This is a genomic window from Paenibacillus sp. 05T425 (assembly GCF_056396205.1).
Genome location: NZ_JBFTLA010000004.1, coordinates 199,431 through 223,920, shown reverse-complemented (window position 1 = coordinate 223,920; position 24,490 = coordinate 199,431). Strand labels below are relative to the sequence as shown.

Below are 24,490 nucleotides of genomic sequence, written 5' to 3'. Positions count from 1 at the left end.
CGGACAAGCTTCTCCATATCATATTAGCAAAAGGACGTGGATTTTTTGTATAGCAAATTAAGGAATCATTCGCGCAATATGAAGCTGGCTCTGCTCGCAGCAGTGATGTTGGCCGTCATTATTGCTGCTTCTTTACCGGGAACGGCAGTACCCGCACAAGCGGCGGAAGGCAGCTCGTCCTCCTCGGTTAACGAGTATAAAATCGTTGCGGTAGGAGACTCATTAACGGCGGGATATGAGCTCGGATTCACAGAAAAGTCAGTCCCGTACGGATTTGTCGAGCACGTATACGAGCAAGCATTATTTCATGGCTTACGCAGTGAAGTCGCCAATTACGGCGTCATCGGACTCAAAACTAACGGACTCAAGAAATGGCTTGAAGCTGCTGCCGGCGGAGAAGTCAGCGTCAAGGCAAACGACATGCAAGAAGGCTTGCCCGATCCAAGAGCAGACCAGCTCTTCGCAGGTACGAAGCAGCTTCGCGATTCGCTGACGCAGGCCGACCTTGTCATTATGACGATCGGTGGCAACGACTTTCTGACCGTCGTTCGGAAAGAAGGGAAAGACGCGGTATCTGCCGAGCTGAAGATCGTACTGGACAACTATAAAGCCGATCTGCTTGCAACGCTCCGACTCGTCCACAAGCTAAATCCGAATGCGCAAATCGTAATATCCGATCAATACTTGCCTGTACCGACACCGTACAAGATCGGCAATACAACAATCTATTCATTCGATGAAGATATACGTCAGGTTCTTCTAGAAGGCGTTAAGCAAATTAAGGACATATTGGCCGGCACGGCCGAGCTTCTAGCCAAGGAAGGCATGCAAATCAAGATCGCAGGCATAGCGGACGGCTTTGCAGGCAATGAGCTCGGACTTACCGCAATTGCCAAAGGCGACATTCACCCGAACCGTCTTGGCTACTCCGTTATCGGCAAAGCATTCACCAGCACGATCTGGGGCGATTATCGAACAGTGAAGCCTAGAGCAGCCGGTGTACCGCTATCGATCATTGTCAAAGGCACGGAGCTCTCGACATCGAATCCGCCTCTGCTCATTAAAGGACGCACCTACGTTGCCCTGCGAGATATTATCGACGGCTTCGGCGCTAAGCTCGACTGGAACGCCAAGGGGCAGATCGCGACGATCAAGCTTGCGGATCGAACGGTCGACATTCAGATCGGCGCAACGTCGATCAAGGTGAACGGCAAGTCGATTAAGCTTAACGCCGATCCCGCATTTATCTACAAGAATAACGGCACCGGCAAAACTTATGTACCGCTAGCCGCATTGACTGAAGGACTTGGCTTCCAAGTTGTCTATCGCGATTTACTTAAAACAATCTTTATAAATATGTAGCTGTTTTTTACGATATACTGTAGAACGACGTAATGATGCTATCATTCCTACTTCTCATAATCCTGCTTCAATTGTAGCAATTGCTCCAAGCCTTTGGCGGCCCAGCGCTGCAAACGGTCAAGACCCGCGATCTCGGCTTCAGCCGCAGCAAGCAATGATTGCTTGTAATCGGGGACTTGGCCGTTATATTTATTCAGGTCTCGAAGCAATACATTGGTTTTCTCTGTATAACTAAGCGCGCGGCGCTCGTGAAACATCGGCACGTCGGGATTGTACGGGTTATGCAGATCTCCCTGCTCCGGATGCTTCAATACCGCCAGCACCTTCACAAGCGCGCGCGGACCGTTCAGCTCCATCAACTCGCAGGCATATTGACCCGTGCGTACTTCTGCGCGTACAACATCTCCAATCTTGAAGCCTGGCTCATTACGATTTATCGATTCCATCATTATACTCCTCCTTAAGTGTTTGCGGAGCAAACACACTTCGTAAGCATTCGCCTATTAGGCCGATTAGTCAGCTTGACCTTGCTTGCGTATGCCATTAAGGATAGTTTATTGTCCATAATATTAGCAAGCCTGACCGGATAAAACTTGTGTTAACAGCGCTTGCATCGTAATATGGAAATAGAAAAGAAGGTGACATGTATGCGTAAGAAAAGAGTGCTGCTGCTCTCAGAAGGCTTCGGCTCCGGCCATACGCAAGCAGCATACGCGCTTGCAACCGGGTTAAAGCAGCTCAGCCCGGATGTTCAGACACGCGTCATTGAGCTTGGCAAATTTTTGAATCCAGTGATTGGCCCTTTGATTGTCTCCGCCTATCGGAAAACCGTCAGCAAGCAGCCTAAGATGGTCGGCCTTATGTATCGCAGCGGTTATAAGAAGTCACTGAATCGATTAACGCAGCTCGCTCTTCATCGTGTGTTTTATACCCAGACTTCCCAAGTCATATCCCAGCTTAAGCCAGACGTTATCGTATGTACCCATCCCGTTCCCAACTCGGTAGTCGCTCGCCTCAAGCGGCTCGGACTCGACATAAAGCTGCTTACGGTCATTACCGATTACGACGCGCACGGCTCTTGGGTTAATCAGGAAGTAAACAAATACCTTGTATCTACACAGCAAGTAAAGCAGCTGTTGGTTGATAAAGGCATATCCATAGACCAAGTAGAAGTTACGGGCATTCCCGTTCACCCTAACTTTTGGCATACATATGAGAAGGCGGAAGTTCGAAAGCAATTCGACTTGAAGGCGATGCCTACCGTGCTCATTATGGGCGGCGGCTGGGGCATTATGTACGAGGATAACGCGCTTGAATATATGACCAAATGGCGTGAAACGACCCAGCTTATTTTTTGCGTCGGATCTAATGAGAAGATGAAGGAAAAAATGCAGGCGGACCCGCTGTTCCAGCATCCGAACGTCCGCATCATGGGATTCACCCGCGAGGTGAACAAGCTTATGGACGCCTCCGATCTGCTCGTGACGAAGCCGGGCGGGATGACCTGTACGGAAGGCATGAGCAAAGGCATTCCGATGCTGTTCTACGAACCGATTCCAGGCCAGGAAGAAGAGAATTGCGAATACTTTATAAGCAATGGCTTCGGCGAAATGCTTGATTCCAACGATACGGTAGACCGCTGGTTCAAGCTGATCCATGAGCCATACGCGTCAGGACAATTCCGTGACAGCCTGCTAACGAAGCGCAATCAACAATACGATCCGAAGAGCTGTCCGAGAGCCGTACTGCAATTAATGCAGTAACGGCTTTTTTTTATTTCGGCGCGACTTGGTTAGCATAAATACTATTTGGTTAATTGCATAGTATAACTGAAGAAGGGAGCTGTTGCAGGATGAAGTCACAGATGGCAGACGGCAAGACGATTATTTTAAGACTCGAGATTGATACCAATGCGGCTCAATTCGGCCGTGCGGCTACAGCCATAGAACAAGCGAGAGGCGATATTATCGCCATTGACGTCATACATACAGACAAAAATAAGAGCATTCGCGATCTTACGGTGAAGATTGCCGAGCACGGCGCAGCGGAGCGCCTAACAGAAGCGCTGGGATCACTTCCCGGTATAAAGCTTGTTCATATTTCCGACCGGACATTTCTGCTACATCTAGGCGGCAAAATAGCTATTCAACCGAAAACCCCCATTCAGAATCGCGACGACTTGTCGCGCGTTTATACTCCGGAGGTCGCCAGAGTATGCCAAGCGATTTATGAAGAACCTTCCAAAGCTTATACGCTGACCATTAAACGCAACACCGTAGCAGTCGTCTCCGACGGCAGCGCCGTGCTTGGCCTCGGGAATATCGGGCCCTATGCGGCAATGCCGGTCATGGAAGGCAAGGCGATGCTATTCAAGCAATTCGCGGATGTTGACGCCTTTCCGATCTGCTTGGACACGCAGGATACGGAGCAGATTATTGCGGCGGTCAAGCATCTCGCGCCGGGCTTTGGCGGCATTAACCTCGAGGACATATCCGCGCCGCGCTGCTTCGAGATCGAGCGGCGTCTGCGCGAGGAGCTCGACATTCCGGTATTTCATGACGATCAGCACGGCACGGCCGTCGTGCTCTATGCCGGCCTGCTGAACGCTCTAAAGCTTACGGAGCGAACCCTTAGCGAAGCACGGATCGTCATTTGCGGCATCGGCGCTGCGGGCACAGCCTGCACGAAAATGCTGCTCGCCGGCGGAGCGAACCACATCGTAGGCGTGGACCGCGAAGGCATCCTGACGGCCGATCGCAGCTACGACAATCCGATGTGGCAATGGTATGCGGACAACACGAATCAAGAGCGCCGCAGCGGCGGATTGGCGGAGGCGCTCGCAGGCGCCGACGTATTCATTGGCGTATCGGCAGGCGGCATTCTTACGCGAGAGCATATCGAGACGATGGCGCCGCAGCCGATCGTATTCGCCATGGCTAACCCGGAGCCCGAGATTCGTCCTGAGCTTGCGGAAGATATCGTAGCTGTATTCGCTACGGGCCGCTCGGATTATCCGAACCAGATCAACAACGTATTGTGCTTCCCCGGCATCTTCCGCGGCGCGCTCGATAGCCGCGCTACCGTCATTAATGAGGCGATGAAGGTTGCGGCGGCTGAAGCGATTGCTTCTGTCATAAGCGACGATGAGCTTAATAAAATGTACATCGTGCCAAGCGTATTCAACGGCCGCGTCGTAGAGGAGGTTCGCCGCCGCGTCATCCAAGCGGCGCAGCAGAGCGGCGTATCACGCAGGCAGACGAGAGAATAGCGGTAAGTAGCGAATATAACTTTAGGAGCTGAGACCACATGGTCCAGCTCCTATTTTTATGAAACCTGAAGCTCTCTAAGCCGTATTGCTATGACCACCGGCCTCGAATGGCGGGTATTGAACAGCTGTTTACTTTATACCTAGGTTTGTGTGCTATAATGAAACTGTATGCATGACTTATGGCTTATGCCGTTCCTTTTAACTGGCGGAATCGGAAGCTCCGATACAATAAAGTATATGCTGGATATTTACAGTAACTTCCCCTCGAAAACCTTCTAACAGGTGGTTCAAGTCCGAAGTTAATGCATTTATCCAATATAGAATACTATTCGGCCTCTTACTTGTGTTCTATCCTGCAAAAATCCAACATAGCAGTTTCATCAAATACGAAATGTATAATTAATATCAAGCAATGGAATATCCAAGCCAACTCATACTATGATTAAGCATATAAAGTCCTTATTTCAGTCTTAGCCATTTCATTGTTAAGCTAGCTTTATGTGCAGGTCCGCTAACGGTAAAGGAGCCTGTTAATGTTTCAGAACATTGTCGATTTTTTGGCCGACTTCGGTCCTTGGGGATTAGCCGTTCATGCTTTCCTCGATGCAGTCATCTTTCCGATACCCGCTTTTTTCTTGCAAGTAACCCTTAGTCTTATGAATCCCGCCACCGCGCTTTGGCTTGCCACGGTCGGTTATATCGCCTGCCTTATCGGTACGCCTGTCGGATATTATCTGGGCAAAGTAATGGGTAAATCCGTCCTCTATAAATTTCTCAAAAAAGAATGGATCGACGCGGCAACCGACCGTTTTCAAAAAAACGGCGAGGCTGCTATTCTGATCGGTTCGTTCACGCCAATTCCTTTCAAAGTGTTCACCATCCTGTCCGGATGCTTGAACTTCCCGTTATGGAGGCTGATCGGCTATGCTGCAATCGGCCGCGGTCTTAAGTTTTATATTGTCGGCTGTTTGTTCTATTTCTACGGCCGTGCCGCGGAGCATATGGTCAAGGACGTCTCGCTTTATATTTTCCTCGTCGGCGTACCGCTTATCATTATCTTCCTGCTTATTCGCAGACATCGCAGTAAGAAGCGCGCAGCAACCGACAATCAGGAGTCAATCAGCAGCGGCAGCTAATAATAAGAACATATAACAAAATAGAAACGGGATGGCCAGATGCTATATCTGCTCCATCCCGTTTCTATTTTGTTCGACTTTGTCATGCTCAACCCTTTACGCTGCCGAGAACGAGGCCGGTCGTAAAATACTTTTGCAGAAAAGGATAAATCGCCAATATCGGCAGTGCCCCCAGAAACATTTGAGCAGCGCGACCGGTGCGGACGTTCATCATCGCAAGCAGTTGGGTATAGTCGGTGCTGGCTCTCAGCATAATTTGCTCAAAGCTGAGCAGCAGCGTCTGCAAATAGCTTTGCAGCGGATAGTTCGCCGTATCGTTCATATATATAATGCCGTCAAACCACGAATTCCAGTGGCCGACGATGCTGAATAGTCCGACTGTGGCCAGCGCAGGCTTCAAAAGCGGCAACAGGATCATCACCAAAATTTGAACGGGCCCTGCCCCGTCAATCGTTGCCGATTCCTCTATTTCTTCCGGCAGCCCTCTGAGGAAGTTCATTAGAATAATCATGCTGAATACGGGGATCGCGCCCGGTAAAATGAGAGACCAGATAGAATCGATCAACCCGGTTTTAACGACAATCAAATAGGTTGGAATCAGTCCCCCGTTGAAAAGCATCGTGAAGACGAAAAAGCCCATATAATAGCCGCGTCCCATTACTTTCTCCTTCGTCTTCGAAAGAGGATATGCCGCGAGTACCATTAATATAAGGTTAACCAGCGTTCCTAATACGACGCGTTGAACGGAAATTCCCATAGACCGAAAAAATTCATCGCCAGTTAGCGCGAACTCATAGGCTTTTGTATTGAATCCGTTAGGCCAAAATACGACATCGCCTGCAGATACCGCGGCGCTGCTGCTGAAAGAGACGGCCAGCAGGTTAACGAACGGCAGCACGCAGATCAGCGAAACCAAAATCAAAATCGTATAGTTGACGACATGGAACAGCTTTCGCCCCAGGCTTTTATCTTGAACCACGTTCATCCCTCCTTAAATGTTTGCGTATGCAAACATACTTCGAAAGCGTAAACTTAATGTTTGCGTAAGCAAACATACTTCGTAAGCATAGGCTTAATGTTTGCGTAAGCAAACCATCATTTCTCTAGAAGATACGGTATCCTGCGACGCGATAAGCCAGAATGTAGGATAAGATTACTAAAATACAGGAAACGATCGACTTGAAAAACCCGACTGCGGCGGCTACCGAATATTGCGCCTGTTGTATGCCAAGCCGATACACATAGGTATCGATAATATCGCCTGTCTCATAAACAACGGGTGAATAAAGGTTAAATATTTGGTCGAAGCCCGCATTCAAAATATTGCCGAGCGACAGAACGGTCATCAATATGATCGTCGGCATGAGCAGCGGCAGCGTAATGTAAATCGTTTGCTTCCATCGTTTGGCGCCGTCGATCAACGCCGCCTCGTAAAGCCCAGGGTCAATACTGGTCAACGCAGCCAAATAGACGACCGTACCGAAGCCAAAGCCTTTCCAGACATCGGTTACAATCATCGTCCAAGGAAAGATTGATGGGCTGCCGAGAAAGGAAATAGGCTCCGCTCCCAATAGCTTAATGAACGAATTGACGATGCCGTCCGAGCCCAAAATATCGATCATAATGCCCGCCATAATGACCCACGACAGGAAATTCGGAATATAGACGAGCGTCTGGAACGACCTTTTCATCGCCGAGCGCGCTACCTCGTTCAGCAATAAAGCGAACACAACCGGCACGACAATGCCTCCGATCAACTTGAAGAACGACATATACAACGTGTTCCAGATCGTCCGCACAAAATTCGGCTGTCTGAACACATGCTCGAAGTTATCCATCCCGACCCAAGGCGAGCCAAAGCCTAGACCCGGATTATAGTCCTGAAACGCAATAATCATTCCATAAAGCGGAAGGTAGCTAAATATAATAACGAGAATAACGCTCGGAATGAGCATAAGGTGGAATGCCCGTTGCTGCTTTAGCTTAGTTAACATGATCTGCTCCTCCGTTCTCAGGTATAGCGTGAATAGAAAGGAGGCGAGCGTATCTTCGCCTCCCCTTTTTCTGCTTACTGCTGTCCGCCGTACATTGCATTTACGGCTGTGGTCGCTTCTTCTCCGCCGGCAGCATGCCAATTTTTGACGAGCGTATCAAAATAATCGATGCTTTCCGAGCCCATAATGATCTTCGTGAAGCCTTCCGTCAAAATGTCATCGAGCGTTGAGCCGTATTTGGCAAGCTCTTTCGGCGGCGCTCCCCACATTGCGGTCTTAATATATTGATTATTGTCGAGAATGGATTTGGCAAGACCGTAAGCAGGCTTCGGCGAGCCTTGCTGCAAATAGTCGCCCGTTGCCGCCGGAGTGCCGTTCGTCAGAAATTCAACGCTGTTATTGTATTTTTGCCACATGCCGCTTGTCGTGAATTTGCTCGTATCCTTCGATTTCAGCGCTTCGCTCACTTGCGTGAACTGTTCATAATCGGTCATCGGGTTAATGATCTTGAAGGCGCCCGTAACGTGAGCGATGTCTTTGTCCAGCATGGCGGACAGCGTCTCCGGCGTTTCATTGCCTGTGCCTTCGTCGAGAACATAGGCATAGAAGTTAAGAAGCTTAATGGCCGCTTCCGGATGCTTCGACTTCTTGTTCACGACCGTGTAAGCGCCGTTGGCGAAAAATACGGATTGCGTCGCCACTTGACCGTCGACGGTTGGAATCAGATACGGATAGAACACCGCGTCTTTGCCCTGATTCGTTACCGTATCGACGCCAGGGTTATAGCCCCACCATTGGTAGTACGGCTGCAACCCGGACTTGCCGGATACAACGCCGGAGTTCATCGCGCTGAAATCTTTAATCGGGAATTCTGGATCAATAAGACCAAGCTTGAACCATTCGGCCCATGCCGCGAGAGCATCCTTCATTTCCGGCTGCACCGAGCCGTACACCAGCTTCCCGTCTGCGCCCGGAATCCACATGTCCGGATGCGCTCCCCAGCCGATTGCGAGCAGATTCAAGTAATCCAACGTCTGGTCGACCGCAATGCCATATCCGCCCTTCGCTTCCTTGAATTTGAGGGCAATGTTCTTGATATCGTCCATCGTTTTCGGATCCGGAAGGCCTAGCTCTTCTTTCCAGTCGTTGCGAATCCAAATGTAATCGGGCTGGTCGATGAACCCCCAGTGCATTTGCGGAATGCCGTAAAACTTACCGTCCTTCTTGCCCGATTCGTAGCTGGCGCTGTCGGCCTCCATATAGCTCTTCAAGCGGTCGGACGCGTACTTGTCGAACACTTCCGTCAAATCCAAGATCATATCCGCTTCGATAAGCTGCTGCAGCTGCGTAGCGTTGACGTGGAACACGTCGGGCAATTGATTGGACGAAATGGCAAGATTAAGCTTCGTATCGTATTCGTCGGTTACCCAATCCGTCACGACGTCGATATTGAACCGTTCCTTGTAGGCGCGAGTCCAAATATTGCTGGCCATATTGTCGCCTTCCGGGAATTGCGCAGAAGAATATTCAGCCCTTACGGTATGAATTGTAACCGGCTCTTCATAAGCTCCAAAAGCGTAATCGACTTCGCCTGCTTCGTTCACCGACTGCTCGGGAGCTGGCGAATCCTTCGAATCATTTTCCTTATTCGCGGAATTTCCGCTGCATGCCGCCAGAAAGACGAGCGTCAGCACCGTTACGATAGACAATAGCTTTTTACTCATGTTAGCCCCCCATTTGTCATTTGTAGGATACGAGTTAATTGTAAAAAAAACGGACAATCGGATATAGCAACGCAAATGACAAGTTGCTGTTCTTTTCTTTACTCGTTGGAACGAGGGCTCCGCATTCATGGCCCAAAAGTAAAAATAATGGTTGTGCATCCAAAAAAAGTGCAAGACGCAGTAAAGTGAACATCCTTCAATCGAAGTACGACAAAACAAACAATCCTTCTCTAGCGAGAAGGATTGAGGTCAATTGCAAATGCCGATTAAGTTGTCGGTTTCGTTACGCGATCGCCAGCCCGGTCAATTGCAAGCTGAATTTTTGCCAATTCGCCTTCCAGATCGGCCCCTCTCAGATACTCATTCAAACTGTCGATCACCGACACCTGCAGCGACTCCGTCGAAACCGTGTGCGGCCAATATATCAACGCTTCTCTGCCTGTCATGAGATCGGATATGCGTCTTACAACGGGGTCATGGAGCGAAACGCCGCTGACGGAAGGAACGGCCATCACTTTATTCGCCAGCTTTTCTTGAATTTCTATTCCGTTCATATAGGCCAGAAATCGCTTGGCTTCTTCCGGATGCTCGCTGCTCGCGCTAACGACTTTATAGGATCCGATATTCAGGTTCGGTACCGTGCGATCTCCTCCGGGCACCATCATAAAGTCAATTTCCTGTCCGTTTCCGCTAGCATTCAGCTCCGAAAGATCCCATGTGCCGGTAATGATCATGGCAGCCTTGCCGCTTGTAATCATGTCTCTTGACTGTTCATACTTGAGCTGTTCCCAGTCCTTCGGCACAAAGCCGCGATCGATGATTGCCTTTGTCATCTTCATGGCGTTAACGAGTATCGGATTGTCCGCTTTTACGAGGCCCTGTTCCATCTCAGCGGTCCAGGTCTCGTCCGCGCCCGCATTGGACATAAGCGAACCGAAAAAAAATTGCGGAACCCACCATTCGGAATTAAGCGCGATCGGAACGATTCCTTGAGCCTTCAGCTTCTCGCACAGCCGAATTAACTCATCCCACGTTTCAGGAACGGAAAGCCCAAGCTTTTGAAACATCGTCTTGTTATAGAGCAGTCCGTCCGTATGCATCATACCGGGAACGCCGTACACGCGGCCGTCTAAGGTGACCGGCTTCAAAGTCGCAGGCAGAAAATCGTTCAAAAAATCCTCATCGCTTAAATCCAAATAGACGTTGTCATCCAGCCGCCTGAGTTCCTCGAACAGACTGGGCGACCACACGTCGAACACGTCCATTTGCTCGCCCCCAAGCAATCTTGTCTTTAAGCCGGCCATATAATTAATGTTCTGAATATGGTCAACCTCAATGCGTATACTCGGATTCAAAGCTTCAAATTCGGCAATCGCGTCAAAATAATAGCTTGCCGTCTGCGAAGAATCCAGCATGAAGCTTGTATATCTAAGCACGACAGGTTTAGGCGGCGTTTCCGTATCGGAGCGTGATGCCGAATCGTTCGCCGAACAGCCTGCCAACAGAACGGCAGCCGCTGCGCCTATCCACAACAAATGCCTAACACCTCTTGCCACCGAACCGTCCTCCTCGTTTATGCGCCGCGATGCTCCTTTTCGAGCGAGTACTCTTCCACAGGCAAACAAATGCGGAACGTCGTGCCGGCTCCCTGAGCGCTGTCGCAATCGATTCCGTATCTATTCCCGTAATGAAGCTGTATCCGGCGCTGCACGTTATGCAAGCCGATACTCTCCCCATTGTCGGCCTCTCCTGCAAGGGAAGCTTTAATGAGCCGAAACGTTTCCTCGTCCATCCCTTCACCGTTATCGTGAACGTCGATCGCAAAACAATTGTCGCCGCGCGCAATGCGGATTGTTACGACGCCATCCTCTTCCTTTTCCGCAAGTCCATGAAAAATCGCGTTTTCGACAATCGGCTGAAGAATCAGCTTCGGCATTCGCTGATCGAGCAGCGTATCGTCCGCAAACACATCCATGCGAATCCGGTTATAATATCGAACCTGCTGGATGGTCATATAGTTGCGCAAATTATCCAGCTCTTCGCGTACGGACACCATCGCTCCCTCGGCGCGGGCGGCATACCGCAGCATGGCAATTAACGCTTCGGTCATGACCACAATGGTGTCGGCCTGCTGCATAGAGGCGATCCACTTCACCGAACCGAGCGTATTGTACAAGAAATGCGGGTTGATCTGGGATTGCAGCGCGCGAATTTCGGCGGCGGCCTTCTTCATTTCTTCCTGCTGAATTTGAGAGACAAGCCCTTTCAGCTCGCGGGACATCCGGTTGAACCTTGTCGCCAACAATCCGATTTCGTCGCGTGAATGTATGTCTTCGACATGCTCGAACTGCCCTTTTTCCACTAACAAAATGTTGCTCATCAGCTTCTTGATCGGCCTCGTAATGACGCTTGACAAGTAGATTGAAATAATCGCGAGAAACAGGAGCATCAGAACCGCCAGAAGATAAATGTTTTGCCGCAAAAGGTCGCCTTCCGCCGTCAACTCGCTCTTCGGCATATAGAGATAGGTCGTCCATCGCTGCCGATCGAACGGGCTGGCCACGATAATATGGTCGCGCTTATCCGGCTGAATCGTTTCCGTAAACTTTTGTCCGATAAGACCTGTATTGGCATTGAAAATAATGTTGTCCGCCTCGTCCACGATCGTGAACCGCGAACGCAGCGCCTGCTGCAGCCTGCTGTTCACGACCTCGATGACGCTCAGATCGATTCGCACAACCATGATGCCAAGCAATGTGCCGCTGTCCATATCCAATATTTTTCTGGCATGGGAGATGGCAAGCTTCTTGCTTTTTGTCTGGTGGTCCACATGCGTATCCAGCGTCATCATCTTGCTGTTCGACACCTGAAAAAACTTAAACCATTCTTCTTCCTTCGCATTGTAGCTGTAATCGTAGGGGAGATCGGTGCCGACGAACAAGTCTTGTCCCCCGTTTAAGTTATAAATGTAAAAAGAAATTTCCCGATCCTTCATCATAATGTAGTTCATCAGCATGCCGTAAGCCGTATTCTCGTTTTCCTCGTTGTCGTCGCGCAAATATTCCTGTAGCGGATAATTGTCTTCGGCTGCCGCCTTTACGCTGCTGTTCATGCCGAAGCTGGCGACCAGAGATATTTTTTCCACTTCCTTTAGATAATCGTCGATGCTGACGTTCGTCTGATTGGCAATATCCATCAGCAGCTCCGTATACTTTTGCTCAAGCAGCCGCTGGGATGAAGCGTAAGAAATAACCGTCATGACGAAAATCGGCACGATAATGACAGTCAAGCATATAATCAGCATTTTCGATTTGATGCTAATGAATGGAAATCGTTTTCGCATACATCGTCTCGCATTCCAAGGCCGGGACGGACCGGATTATCCGCGATAATCTTCCGGATTGACTCCGACGACCTTCTTGAATATTTTGCTAAAGTACGTGTAATTATGATAGCCGACTTTGTCAGCCACTTCGTACACTTTAAATTTACGGCTTTCCAGAAACGACTTCGCCCGGTCAATCCGGATGCGAGTCAAGCAAGAAATGAAGTTTTCCCCCTTCTCTTGCTTGAAGATTCGGCTTAAGTATGAGGGATTGACGTTAATTTGACCGGCAACGCTCTGAAGAGAGATATCCTCGGCATAATAACGGTGCATCATCTCGACCGCCATATCCGCATAGCTTCTTTGCTCTGTCGAGCTGCTGTCCGCAGCCAAGCAAAGTGTTGCATAATCAAGCACGATGCGGTGAACGTCATCCCAGGTCTCTGCGGAAAGGACCGCTTCATAAGGAAGTTTGTCCGCAACTTGAAGTCGGGGCCTCGTCAAATAGCTCATATGCGCTCCGACCATTTCGGCCAGTCCCACGTACGCCTCGCGGATCATGCGCTCATTCGCCCGTTTGGCCGCTAATTCGCCTCGGAAATCGATCAGAAACTCTGTCAGCTTTGCCTCATTATTGCTATCGAGAACGCGGCGCAACGCAAGATCTTTGGACTCGTTCGCTTCGCTTGGCGCAGGCGCTGTCATCTCCTCGTTCGGACAATCCACCTTGTCTTCAAAGAACAAAATAAGTCCGCACCCTGCAAAAAAACTGCGTAGGAGCGCGTTATCAGCTTCCCGATATGCTGCTTTCATATACCGAAATCCCGGAACGACGGAGCTTACGCCTATTGTGATAGACATATTCATAAAATCCTTCATCGTCCGTTGAATGGCTCCGCAAAGCTTGGCGATGTCCAAGCGCGCATCCCCCAGTGTATTGGCAATCAGCAAATATTCAGAGGAGCTTTCGACCACCAGCTCCTTGCGCCATTTGCCCGGAATAATCTCCTCCAATATATTGAGAATGGAGAATCTTAACAGCTTCTCATCCTTCTCCACGTACTTTTGACGTATACTCGCGAATCTGTCAATGCGAAGTTTGACGACCGTCAAATCCTCCGAACGCAAGCGCGACTGCAATTGCTCTGCCTTCTCGGCCGCTTCCCTCTCATCGAGCAAGCCGCTGATCAGGTCTTTAAACAAGCTTTCCTTCAGATGGGATAAGCTTTGCGAAATGTGTGAAGTCAGCAGCATATTCGGTTTCGTGCTTCCCCCGAGCTCCCACTTCCGCCTGATACCGGCAAGCAATTCGGCCAGAGCCTCCGCTGTTATCTCGCTTTTGATCAAGTAATCAATTGCGCCAAGCTGCAACGCTTCCTTCACATACCGGAATTCATCAAAGTTGCTCAATATTACGTATTTGCAGTCGGCAACCGTTTTTGATGTTTCCCGGATCAGCTGCAAGCCGTCCATGACGGGCATTTTGATATCCGTAATGATCAGATCAGGTCTCACGGTTTGGGCTATTTCGAGCGCTTCCTTGCCGTTCTCTGCCTCGGCGGCGATTCGGAATCCGTGCGCTTCCCAATCGATCATGGAACGGATGCCGATACGCATTAACAATTCATCATCCACTATCATTAGCTTTAACATCGGGATCCCTCATTGTGATAATATGATTTACGCGAATTCCGAACCATAGAAACCGCTTACATAAAAATGGTTTGCGTATCGATTAATGGTAACTTCACTATACACTCTGTTACTCATTCCGTAAATTACGATGCTTAAATTTGCAGCATCGCCCCATAACAAAAAGGATGGAACAGATATAGCATCTGAACCATCCCTATTCTCTTCTATTACTGTCCAAGCGGACTTACCGTATCCTCGAACGGCTCGACATGGACATGAACGCTCATAATATTATGCTTTTTGCCCATCCTCTTCTCGATCTCGTCGCTAATGCGATGGCTTTCGATCAACGATAATCCGGGATCAACCTGTATGATCACGTCTATCAGCACATTGCTCCCGTGTACGCGAGCCTTTATATCCTTGATCGACTTGACCCCTTTCGTCCCGGCAATCATCGAACGAAGCGTAATCAGCTCCTTCGCATCGAAGCCGTCAGTAAGCGCATGCGTCGAGCTGTAGAAAATTTCCCAAGCCGTCTTGCAGATGATGATGCCTACCGCGATTGCCGCTACAGTATCAAGCCATGGCAGACCGAACTGCGCTCCAATAATGCCTATCGCAGCGCCGATACTGACAAGCGCGTCGGATAAATTATCTTTAGCTGCTGCCAGCAACGCCTGATTGTTGATACGCAGCGCGAGTCTGCGATTGTACATGTACACACCGCCCATGCAGGCTGCCGCGAATAACGCCACCCATGCTGTGATCAAGTTCGGAATATGCTTCTCCGCTCCAAACAATGATTTCACCGCATCGATCAGCACCTGTAAGCCTACCGTAGCCATAATGAAGGACGCGATGAGCGCTGCAATCGTCTCCGCTCGAAAATGGCCGTACGGATGATCCTTATCCGGAGGCTTCTGAGAAATCCGAAGTCCGATCAATACGGCTACCGATGCCACAATATCGGTCAAGTTATTGTAACCGTCGGCTACAAGCGCGCCCGATGCGAACCAATAACCTGCTCCGAGCTTGAGCGCGGATAGAACCAGATAAGCACCGATACTGACCCAAGCGCCCTTCTCGCCCTGCTTAATATCATCGTACCCCGTCAAAGCATGCCCTCCCACTGTTTCATCAGCCGTTACCGCCGCCACCAGATCGCACCCTATATTAACATACTGGTATCATACCCGAGCAATTCGATTTGGGTCTAGAGAAACAGTGTTTACCAGGTGCATACATTTATGCATGCCGCCAAGTTTTTTGACCTTATCCAAGCGCAAATGTCATCTAATCCCAACGATTAATCTCTATATTTCTTCAGCAAAATAACAGCGTTATGTCCGCCGAAGCCGAATGAATTGGACATCCCGATGTGTAAATCGGCGTGACGTGCATCGTTCGGCACGAAATCCAAGTCGCATTCCGGATCGGGCTGCTCCTGATTAATCGTCGGCGGTATAATGCCGGTTCGAAGGCTCATCGCCAAGGAGATCGCTTCGGCACCGCCCGCGGCACCCAGCATATGACCGGTCATCGATTTGCCTGCCGTAATCGGCACTTGCTTGGCGTACTCGCCGAACAGCCTCTTAATCGCAACCGTTTCCGACTTATCGCCAATCTCGGTGCTTGTTGCATGGGCATTGATAACATCTACTTCCTCCGGTTTAATACCTGCATCCTGAAGCGCCGCTTTCATGGCAAGATAAGCGCCTCTGCCTTCAGGATGAGTCGCGACCATATGATAAGCGTCGGAGCTTGCGCCATAACCAATGACTTCCGCTACAATAGGTGCATTTCTCCTTAGAGCATGCGATAGAGACTCGAGTACAAGGATGCCTGCGCCCTCTGCCATGACAAAGCCGTCTCTGCCGGCATCGAAAGGTCGGCTTGCTCGTTGCGGTTCCTCGTTCCTCGTCGATAGCGAAGTGGCATTGCCGAAGCTCGCTAGCGATATTTCCGATATAGCCGCCTCTGCGCCTCCAGCGAACATCACGTCTGCATATCCTCCCTTGATGAGCCGAAACGCTTCTCCGATGGCCGTATTGCCTATCGAACATGCCGTTACCGGTGACATCGTCGGACCGAGCGCGCCATACTTAATGCTGATCATTGCGGCAGCCATATTCGAAATCATCATTGGCACAAGCGTCGGACTTACCCGCTCCGGCCCGCGTTCGCGAAGGACGCCGTCCTGCTCAATCAGCGTCTGGATTCCGCCAATACCTGATCCCACATAGACACCCATTCGTTCGAGATCAATCCCTTCCAGCTGAATTCCGGCGTTATGAAGCGCTTGATCTGCCGCAGCAAGGGCATATTGCGTAAACCGGTCCATGCGGCGCGCTTCCTTGCGCCCGAATAGGCTATCCGGATCGAAGTCTCTCACTACTCCTGCTATTCTGGACTTGAACCTTGCCGTATCGAATTGATCGATATGCGTAATACCGGAAGCACCTTTGATCAATTTGCTCCAGTAGCTGTCAACGTCATTGCCAAGCGGCGATACGATACCCATCCCCGTCACTACAACTCTCTCCATCCTAGTTCCTCCTCGAATAACGATTATGGAGGTTATCATGTCATAGAAGTTATCCTATTACAAGTTGTCATTTATTATAGTATAATCAGTACCACGATAATGATAATGAAGGATGACGCCAGCCGTGAATCATTCCGCAAGACTGCAAGTACTGTCCCAATTTCTCAAAACACAGCGGGCGAAGCTGCAGCTGTGGCCTGCCCGCCGGTACTCGACGCAGAACGCCTGGTCTTCGCAGGGAAGAGGTCGCTCAGCTGGCAGGCGTCAGCTCTACCTGGTATACATGGCTGGAACAAGGGCGTGATATCAAAGTATCAAGCTCGGTCTTAGACGCCATTGCAGCTGCTCTGCAGCTAACGGTCGATGAGCGCAAATATTTGTACGCGCTGGCGCTTGATGCTGGACCTGGCGCGACCTCCTTCAAGCAGGACGAACTGCCTCAGCCGGAGCTTAGTGCTCCCTTACAATACATGCTGCGTGAGCTTCGTTATTGTCCTACGATTATTTCGGACAGGCATTGCCAGATCGTCGGCTGGAACGAAGCGGCCTCGCATGTCTTCTTGCACTTCGATCAGATCCCGCCCGATCAGCGCAATATGATACGACTGCTGTTCACCCGCAAGGAGTTCCAGCGGCTGGCGGTCAATTGGGAACAATTCGTTAGCGGCTACCTCGCTATCTTCCGTGCGTACTACGGGCAATATTTTGAGGATGAGTGGTATGAGCAATTCCTTGAAGAGATGAGTGCAATTCATCCGAATTTCAATGCGCTATGGGAGCAAAGCCGAGTTAGCTCCGCACCGGAAGTGCTGCTTCAATTCCGCCATGCCAAAGCCGGCAAGATGCTGTTCCATCTCACCTCGCTCCAAGTGCACGGCAGCGCCGACCTGCGCTGCAGCGTCTACACTCCCGCTCCCGAATCCACGACGGAGAGCAAGCTGAAGCAGCTTATGGACTAAACAATCAAAAAAACAGCCGAAGCTTTGATAGCCCGGCTGTTTCTACGTACTTTTGCATTTATTTCGCAATTTCGTAAATATCGTATAGCTCATCCAGCATCAGGTTAGCTGCAATTACGCCGCCAGCCGTATTCCAGATCGCATCGTTCACTTGAATCGCTTTATTGTTTTTCACAACGTTAAGGCTTTGCCAGAGCGGATCCTTCAACATCTCTTCTTCCATTTGCGTTCCTTTGCCGTCGCCCGTCTCATACGTGAAGTAGAATAGCATATCCGCATCTACCTCTGGAATGCGTTCCTTCGTAATTTCCTCTACGAACGTATCCTTATAGCCCATTTGGCTGTCGGGACGGGTTATGCCGAGCTTGCTGAACGCAAGTCCTGTAAACGTATCTCCCAAATAAATACGGGTTTTGCCTGCCATGAATCGAACAACGGATACTTTTTGATTCAGCTTGTCGCCGGCTTTTCCTTTGAAATCTGCCGTACGAGCGTCGTATTCAGCGATAATTTTGTTGCCTTCCTCCGCCTTGCCAACCGCCTCTGCATAAAGCTTGAAGTTCTCCTGCCAAGCGCCGCGAAGCGTCTCGGAAAATACGGTCGGTGCAATTGCCTTCAGTTGATCATATACTTCCTCTTGACGCAATTTGTTGCCGATAATAAGATCCGGCTTCAGACCTGCAATCAATTCCAGGTTAGGCTGACTCTCTTCGCCGACAACCGTTACGCCTTCCATATCCGCTTTGATATGATCATACCACGGCTCGCCCGTCCATGATTTTACTGCCCCAACCGGCTTAATGCCAAGCGAAAGAAGAGCTTCCGTACCCTCATTCGTAAGGACGACAATACGAAGTGGATTTCCTTTGATTTCCGTTTCACCCATTGCGTGAGTAACTTTCCGTACATCAGCCGACTGGCTCTCACCGGATTGCTCCGAACCTGCTCCGTTTGCATTATTGTTAGCGGACTGACCGCAGCCTGATACGATAACTGCCAATGCTAGTAATGCCGTAACGGCAGTCCATGTAAATTTCCCCTTCAATAACCGTAACATAAAATTCCAACTCCCTTTCGTTTTTGAAAATCATTCTCAAGTTGCACTTCACGAACTATACCAAGGTCGTCCAAGGATGTCAACGATTAATTGATAATGATTTTCAGATTCATTGACAGAGCTATATCGATCCCCTAAAATGACCTAGTATCCTAATTCGCATTGTAAACATCAAGGAAAGAGGAAATTATGGACACGCTATTAACAACACGAACAGGCAAGTTTGCCGGCCTACTGCTGGGCCTTCTCATCTTCGCGGCTTGCTTCATCTGCAGCATCGCTTTCGGAGTGGTAAATATTAGACCCCAAACGATTATTGATTCGTACATATCGTATGATGCAGCGTCGCAGCAGCACCTCATCATACAAACGGCCAGAATGCCGCGAGCGCTAATCGCCGCGACAGTCGGAGCAAGCTTAGCCGTAGCCGGCGCTTTAATGCAAGGCATTACGCGCAACCCGCTTGCTTCGCCGAGCATCTTCGGCATTAATGCAGGAGCAGCCTTCTTCATCGTAACCGGCTCCGCTTTTTTTGGCGTAAGCGGCTTCTCAACATTTGCTTCGCTTGCGTTCATTGGTGCAGCGGTTACTGCCGCGCTCGTATACATTCTAGGCTCGATCGGCAACGACGGTCTGACTCCGCTTAAGATTACGCTCGCGGGCTCGGCTATCACCGCTTTCTTCTCTTCCTTGTCCATGGGCGTATTGCTTACGGGTGGTCAAACATTCGACCAAGTGCTTTATTGGTTCGTCGGCTCGGTTGCGGACCGAAGCATCTCTATCTATCAAGCAGCAGCACCATTCATGGTGCTTGCGCTAATCGGTGCTTTTATTTTAGCCAGACATATGAATGTTCTCGCGCTTGGCGACGATGTGGCCGTCGGACTTGGCCAGAAAACCATTTACATCAAATTAATTGCGGGCATTCTTGTCGTATTGCTGGCAGGCGGTTCCGTCTCAATGGCTGGGCCGATTGCCTTTATCGGAATTATCATCCCGCATTTGGTTCGTTACATGGTCGGCATCGACTATAAATGGATGATCCCCTATAGCGCGGTTTATGGCGGCATTCTGCTGCTGGCAGCCGACATCGGCTCTCGTTATATCGCTTTTCCGAAGGAAGTTCCCGTCGGCGTTATGACCGCCATACTCGGTATCCCTTTCTTTGTGTACATCGCTAGAAGAGGGGGGCGCTCTTAATATGAATCCGTGGTTAACCATTAGGAACCGTGTCATGTCTTACCAAATCAACCGCCGAACAGTCTTCGTCATCGGCATGCTCATCATCGCCAATCTAGCAGCTATCGTCATCTGCACCGGGCTGGGAAGCCTCTTTATCAGTCCGCTGGAAGTCGTGCGGACGATACTTGGTATCGGAGATGATACGAATTCAATGATCATATTATCGCTGCGATTGCCGCGGGTTATTATTGCCGTATTGGTCGGATCTGCGCTCGCGGTAGCCGGAGCTCTGCTTCAGGGCATTGTGCGCAATCCGCTAACCTCGCCGGATGTTATCGGTATTTCCGGAGGCGCATCGCTAGGCACCGTCGTCTTCATCTTATATTTCTCGCATGTGAGCATTCGGTTTATGCCGCTAAGCGCGATGGCAGGCGCGTTCGCGACCGCCTTTCTCATCTATTTATTTGCCTATCGCAAAGGCATTACGCCAATGAGGCTCGTTCTGATCGGCATCGGTATGGCTACCGCGCTTTCGGCGCTTACGTACATGCTTATCCTTACAGCATCATTCACGCCGACCGCGGTTGCCGTTAAGGCGTTCACTTTCATGACTGGCAGCATTTACGGCGTATCTTGGGAGAGAGATGTCATGACGCTTCTTCCTTGGCTCGTCGTTCTGTTCCCTATAGCACTGCTGTATGCAAGGCATCTCAACGTGCAGGAGCTTGGCGATGATGTCGCATCAAGCGTAGGCAGTCGGGTTAATGTCAAACGAACTATATTGCTTATTATTAGTGTTGCGCTTGCCGCTGCGGCAGTAGCTATCGGAGGCGCCATCAACTTCATCGGACTTATGGCGCCCCATATTGCGCGCAAGCTCGTAGGGCCTGCGTATGGCGGAGTCATCCCTGTCTCTGGTCTCATCGGATCACTCGTGTTGCTGTTATCGGACCTTGTCGCACGAACGGCTTTCATTCCGCTCGATATTCCGGCTGGCGTATTCACGGCTGCCGTAGGCGCGCCGTTCTTCATATACTTATTGTACCGACATCGCAACAGAGCTTAATCGACGTTCACATCAAGAAAGGGAAGTGAGTCTTATGACCGCCATACAAGCCAAAAACCTGACGTTAGCCTACGGCCAAAAACCAATATTCAGCGAGCTTGATCTCGTTATTCCTAAGGGCAAAATCACCGTTTTTATCGGCAGCAATGGCTGCGGCAAATCAACGCTGCTCCGTTCGCTCGCAAGGCTGCTCAAACCGCAAGGAGGTGCCATATTGCTGGACGGCAGCGAAATCGCCAAGCTACCCGGCAAGGAGGTTGCCCGCCGACTAGCCATCCTGCCCCAAGGACCGATCGCCCCTGAGGGGCTTACGGTCCATCAGCTTGTGAAGCAAGGCCGTTATCCTTATCAGAGCTGGCTGCAGCAATGGTCCCATGAGGATGAAAAGCTGGTTAAGCAAGCGCTTGATGCAACGCATATGGAAGAGTTCTCATCACGCTCCGTCGACTCGCTCTCTGGCGGCCAGCGGCAGCGAGCATGGATTGCGATGACGCTCGCGCAGAACACGCAAACGCTATTGCTGGACGAGCCGACGACTTACCTCGACATGACGCATCAAATCGAAATATTGGATCTATTGTTTGACCTAAACGAACGGGAACAACGGACGATCGTCATGGTGCTGCACGACATTAACCTCGCCTGTCGCTACGCACATCATATCGTTGCCGTCAAGGACGGCGGCATTCTTGCACAAGGAGAGCCGGAGGCGATTATGAACGAGCAGCTCATTCAAGACGTCTTCGAGCTGAAATGCCAGGTAGCTGCCGATCCGATATTCGGTACGCCGATGTGTATCCCCTATGGCAAAGGACGCCAGCTTGCGTTGAAATAGCAAAAAAAATAGCGCCGCTCGAAGAGGTGAACCTCTCTGAGCGGCGCTTCTTGTTATTTATTGTACCGCGTACATGCGCTCGCGGATCGCTTTGATCTCTGGATTCTCAAGGTATTCGTCGTAAGTCGTCATACGATCGATCACGCCATTAGGCGTAAACTCGATAATACGGTTCGCAATCGTCTGTACGAACTGATGGTCATGCGAGGTAAACAGAACGGTGCAATCCGTATCTGTTAGACCGTTGTTGAGCGCTGTAATGGACTCGAGGTCCAAGTGGTTCGTCGGCTCATCCATAATGAACACGTTGGCGCCTTCCAGCATCATCTTCGACAGCATGCAGCGCACTTTCTCGCCGCCGGACAATACGCTTGCTTTCTTCATCGCGTCATCGCCGGAGAAGAGCATACGGCCAAGGAAGCCGCGGAGGAACGTCTCATCCGGATCCTTGGAATATTGGCGAAGCCATTCCACAAGATTCATGTCTACGCCGTCGAAGTAAGCCGAGTTGTCCTTAGGGAAGTAAGCGCGAGTCGTCGTAACGCCCCACGAGTAGCTGCCCGCATCGGGCTCAAGCTCGCCAGTTAGCAATTGGAAGAAGACCGTTTTCGGCAAGCCGTTCGGACCGACGAATGCAACCTTGTCGCCTTTGTTGATCGCAATCGTCAGATTGTCGATCAGCTTCTCGCCGTCAATCGTCTTCGTCAAGCCGTCAACGAGCAATAGTTGCTTGCCCGCTTCACGTTCGCCTTTGAACAGGATGAACGGATATTTACGGTTCGATGGACGAATGTCGTCGAGCGTAATTTTTTCAAGCAGCTTCTGACGCGACGTCGCTTGCTTCGCCTTCGACTTGTTCGCGCTGAAACGTTGAATAAACGCTTGCAGTTCCTTGATCTTGTCTTCCTTCTTCTTGTTCTCGCCGCGCTGCAATTGAAGCGCCAATTGGCTGGACTCGTACCAGAAGTCGTAGTTGCCGACGTACATCTGGATTTTGCCGAAGTCGATGTCCGCGATATGCGTACATACCGTATTCAGGAAATGCCGGTCATGGCTGACTACGATGACAGTGCCTTTGTAATCGCCCAAGAAGTCTTCCAGCCAACGGATCGATTCGATGTCCAAATGGTTGGTAGGCTCATCGAGGAGCAGAATGTTCGGAGTTCCGAACAACGCTTGGGCCAGCAATACGCGAACCTTCTCGTTGCCGTCAAGCTCGCTCATCATCTTGCTGTGCATATCCGGCGTAATGCCAAGGCCGTTCAACATCTCTGCCGCTTCGGACTCGGCTTCCCAGCCGTTCATGTCAGCGAATTCCGCTTCCAGCTCGCCTGCTCGCATGCCGTCTTCATCCGTGAAATCGGCTTTTGCATACAGAGCGTCTTTCTCTTTCATAACCTCATACAGCTTTTTGTAGCCCATGATAACCGTCTCAAGCACAGCGAACCCATCGTATTCGTAATGGTTCTGCTTCAATACGGCGAGTCTCTCGCCTGGTGTTATATGAACTTCTCCGCTTGACTGCTCAACTTCGCCGGACAATATTTTGAGAAACGTCGATTTACCTGCGCCGTTAGCGCCGATCAAGCCGTAACAGTTGCCTGGCGTGAATTTGATGCTTACATCTTCAAAAAGCGGACGCTTCCCGTAACGAAGCGTAATGCCACTTGTGCTAATCATTTCTTTAATCCCGTCCTTCACTACATGATCACTTTATCTCGAACTATTATAGCACAGTATGGCGCGAAACGAACGCCCAATTGGGCATTGGTGCAAAAAGTCAGTCAAAGCGGCTGCCTTTCGCCTACTCCGGCATCGACAGTCCGCTCTCGCTCCTCTTTGGCTTCGCCGACATGCGATTGCGGCTCCTACCGCTTGCCCGCCATACGACCCAAGCGCTTACCCCATACAGCAGCGCGCTCATATAGAACAAAGCGTTGATCGTCAGCCAGTCAATCAGCAATCCGCCGAGAATAACGGCAAAGCCGGAGGCAACCGACGTCCAGAAGTGATAAGAGCCAATCGTAATTCCTCTTGAACCGGATTCTGTACCCTCGGCGAGCAGCAGCCGCTCGCTCATCCGCTGCATCGCATTGCATGTGCCCATAATAAGCTGCAGCAGCAGTACGAGCACATAAGAGCTTGTCCATGGGAATGCCAGCATGGAAACCATCATACCGAGCGAGCTGGCGACAAGAATGCGCGTGCCATGCTTGTCTAGCCTCGGCCCCAGCCAAGTGGATACGGCAGCCGAGCTGATCGTGAATACGGCGAAAGCTAAGCCATATTTCGAATAGCTGTTACCTAAGTTTTTGAGAAACAACAAATAATAGGGATAGATCATGCCCGCGGCTAACGTAACGACGCTTTGCGACCTAATGAGCCATTTGACGTTCATG

The 24,490-nt window shown here is 50.3% G+C and carries 19 protein-coding genes and 1 pseudogene; 8 read left to right on the top strand and 12 right to left on the bottom strand.

All coding sequences use genetic code 11. The features are described 5' to 3' along the window. Positions 1-45 precede the first annotated feature (45 nt). Complete coding sequence (locus tag AC1DF0_RS09995; RefSeq protein WP_477573841.1) at positions 46-1,362, top strand: stalk domain-containing protein; 1,317 nt, start codon at positions 46-48, stop codon at positions 1,360-1,362. Positions 1,363-1,409: 47 nt separating this feature from the next. Here the strand turns inward: AC1DF0_RS09995 and kapB are convergent, their stop codons facing one another. Then, a complete protein-coding gene (kapB, locus tag AC1DF0_RS09990; protein ID WP_477573840.1) occupies positions 1,410-1,811 on the bottom strand; it encodes a sporulation phosphorelay system protein KapB in 402 nt (133 codons plus the stop codon). 198 nt (positions 1,812-2,009) lie between these two features. On the opposite strand from kapB, the gene AC1DF0_RS09985 reads away from it, so the two are divergent. The 3 genes from AC1DF0_RS09985 (at position 2,010) to AC1DF0_RS09975 (ending at position 5,766) form a co-directional block, all read left to right on the top strand. Beyond that, positions 2,010-3,125 carry an MGDG synthase family glycosyltransferase gene (locus AC1DF0_RS09985; RefSeq protein ID WP_442051280.1) on the top strand — a complete coding sequence of 372 codons (1,116 nt, stop codon included), beginning with the start codon at positions 2,010-2,012 and terminating at the stop codon, positions 3,123-3,125. Between the two features lie 89 nt (positions 3,126-3,214). After that, positions 3,215-4,630 carry an NAD-dependent malic enzyme gene (locus AC1DF0_RS09980; RefSeq protein ID WP_477573839.1) on the top strand — a complete coding sequence of 472 codons (1,416 nt, stop codon included), beginning with the start codon at positions 3,215-3,217 and terminating at the stop codon, positions 4,628-4,630. A gap of 533 nt (positions 4,631-5,163) precedes the next feature. Further along, the gene (locus AC1DF0_RS09975) at positions 5,164-5,766 is read left to right on the top strand and encodes a YqaA family protein (protein ID WP_477573838.1); all 603 of its coding nucleotides are present in this window, start codon (positions 5,164-5,166) and stop codon (positions 5,764-5,766) included. Positions 5,767-5,854: 88 nt separating this feature from the next. On the opposite strand, the gene AC1DF0_RS09970 is transcribed toward AC1DF0_RS09975, so the two are convergent. The 8 genes from AC1DF0_RS09970 to fabF form a co-directional block, all read right to left on the bottom strand. Further along, positions 5,855-6,745, bottom strand: coding sequence for a carbohydrate ABC transporter permease (locus tag AC1DF0_RS09970; protein ID WP_477573837.1), 891 nt, complete (start codon positions 6,743-6,745; stop codon positions 5,855-5,857). Positions 6,746-6,869: 124 nt separating this feature from the next. Further along, positions 6,870-7,760: an ABC transporter permease gene (locus AC1DF0_RS09965; protein ID WP_442051276.1), complete on the bottom strand. Its 891-nt coding sequence runs from the start codon at positions 7,758-7,760 to the stop codon at positions 6,870-6,872. A gap of 74 nt (positions 7,761-7,834) precedes the next feature. After that, on the bottom strand, positions 7,835-9,484 hold the full coding sequence (locus AC1DF0_RS09960; RefSeq protein ID WP_477573836.1) for an extracellular solute-binding protein: 1,650 nt from the start codon (positions 9,482-9,484) through the stop codon (positions 7,835-7,837). A 266-nt stretch (positions 9,485-9,750) separates the two neighbouring features. Continuing rightward, the gene (locus AC1DF0_RS09955; RefSeq protein ID WP_477573835.1) at positions 9,751-11,040 is read right to left on the bottom strand and encodes an ABC transporter substrate-binding protein; all 1,290 of its coding nucleotides are present in this window, start codon (positions 11,038-11,040) and stop codon (positions 9,751-9,753) included. 17 nt (positions 11,041-11,057) lie between these two features. Beyond that, a complete protein-coding gene (locus AC1DF0_RS09950; protein ID WP_477573834.1) occupies positions 11,058-12,827 on the bottom strand; it encodes a cache domain-containing sensor histidine kinase in 1,770 nt (589 codons plus the stop codon). Positions 12,828-12,863: 36 nt separating this feature from the next. Then, positions 12,864-14,462: a response regulator gene (locus tag AC1DF0_RS09945; protein WP_477573833.1), complete on the bottom strand. Its 1,599-nt coding sequence runs from the start codon at positions 14,460-14,462 to the stop codon at positions 12,864-12,866. 209 nt (positions 14,463-14,671) lie between these two features. Then, positions 14,672-15,562, bottom strand: a complete 891-nt coding sequence (locus AC1DF0_RS09940) for a cation diffusion facilitator family transporter (protein ID WP_477573832.1) — start codon at positions 15,560-15,562, stop codon at positions 14,672-14,674. 191 nt (positions 15,563-15,753) lie between these two features. Next, entirely contained in the window at positions 15,754-16,992 is a 1,239-nt protein-coding gene (fabF, locus tag AC1DF0_RS09935; protein ID WP_477573831.1) for a beta-ketoacyl-ACP synthase II, read from the bottom strand. Between the two features lie 124 nt (positions 16,993-17,116). Between fabF and AC1DF0_RS09930 the strand changes: the two are divergent. Next, positions 17,117-17,951, top strand: a pseudogene (locus AC1DF0_RS09930) (helix-turn-helix transcriptional regulator). A gap of 58 nt (positions 17,952-18,009) precedes the next feature. On the opposite strand, the gene AC1DF0_RS09925 reads toward AC1DF0_RS09930, so the two are convergent. Further along, complete coding sequence (locus AC1DF0_RS09925) at positions 18,010-19,008, bottom strand: ABC transporter substrate-binding protein (RefSeq protein WP_477573830.1); 999 nt, start codon at positions 19,006-19,008, stop codon at positions 18,010-18,012. 189 nt (positions 19,009-19,197) lie between these two features. Between AC1DF0_RS09925 and AC1DF0_RS09920 the strand changes: the two genes are divergently transcribed. The 3 genes from AC1DF0_RS09920 to AC1DF0_RS09910 are packed head-to-tail and all read left to right on the top strand — an operon-like array spanning position 19,198 to position 22,091. Next, positions 19,198-20,208: a FecCD family ABC transporter permease gene (locus tag AC1DF0_RS09920; RefSeq protein ID WP_477573829.1), complete on the top strand. Its 1,011-nt coding sequence runs from the start codon at positions 19,198-19,200 to the stop codon at positions 20,206-20,208. Between the two features lies 1 nt (position 20,209). After that, a complete protein-coding gene (locus tag AC1DF0_RS09915; protein ID WP_477573828.1) occupies positions 20,210-21,256 on the top strand; it encodes a FecCD family ABC transporter permease in 1,047 nt (348 codons plus the stop codon). A 34-nt stretch (positions 21,257-21,290) separates the two neighbouring features. Beyond that, a complete protein-coding gene (locus tag AC1DF0_RS09910) occupies positions 21,291-22,091 on the top strand; it encodes an ABC transporter ATP-binding protein (RefSeq protein ID WP_477573827.1) in 801 nt (266 codons plus the stop codon). 57 nt (positions 22,092-22,148) lie between these two features. On the opposite strand, the gene AC1DF0_RS09905 is transcribed toward AC1DF0_RS09910, so the two are convergent. Both AC1DF0_RS09905 and AC1DF0_RS09900 read right to left on the bottom strand, forming a co-directional pair. Next, on the bottom strand, positions 22,149-23,771 hold the full coding sequence (locus AC1DF0_RS09905; protein ID WP_477573826.1) for an ABC-F family ATP-binding cassette domain-containing protein: 1,623 nt from the start codon (positions 23,769-23,771) through the stop codon (positions 22,149-22,151). Between the two features lie 124 nt (positions 23,772-23,895). Then, positions 23,896-24,489, bottom strand: coding sequence for an MFS transporter (locus AC1DF0_RS09900; RefSeq protein ID WP_477573984.1), 594 nt, complete (start codon positions 24,487-24,489; stop codon positions 23,896-23,898). Position 24,490: the final 1 nt, after the last annotated feature.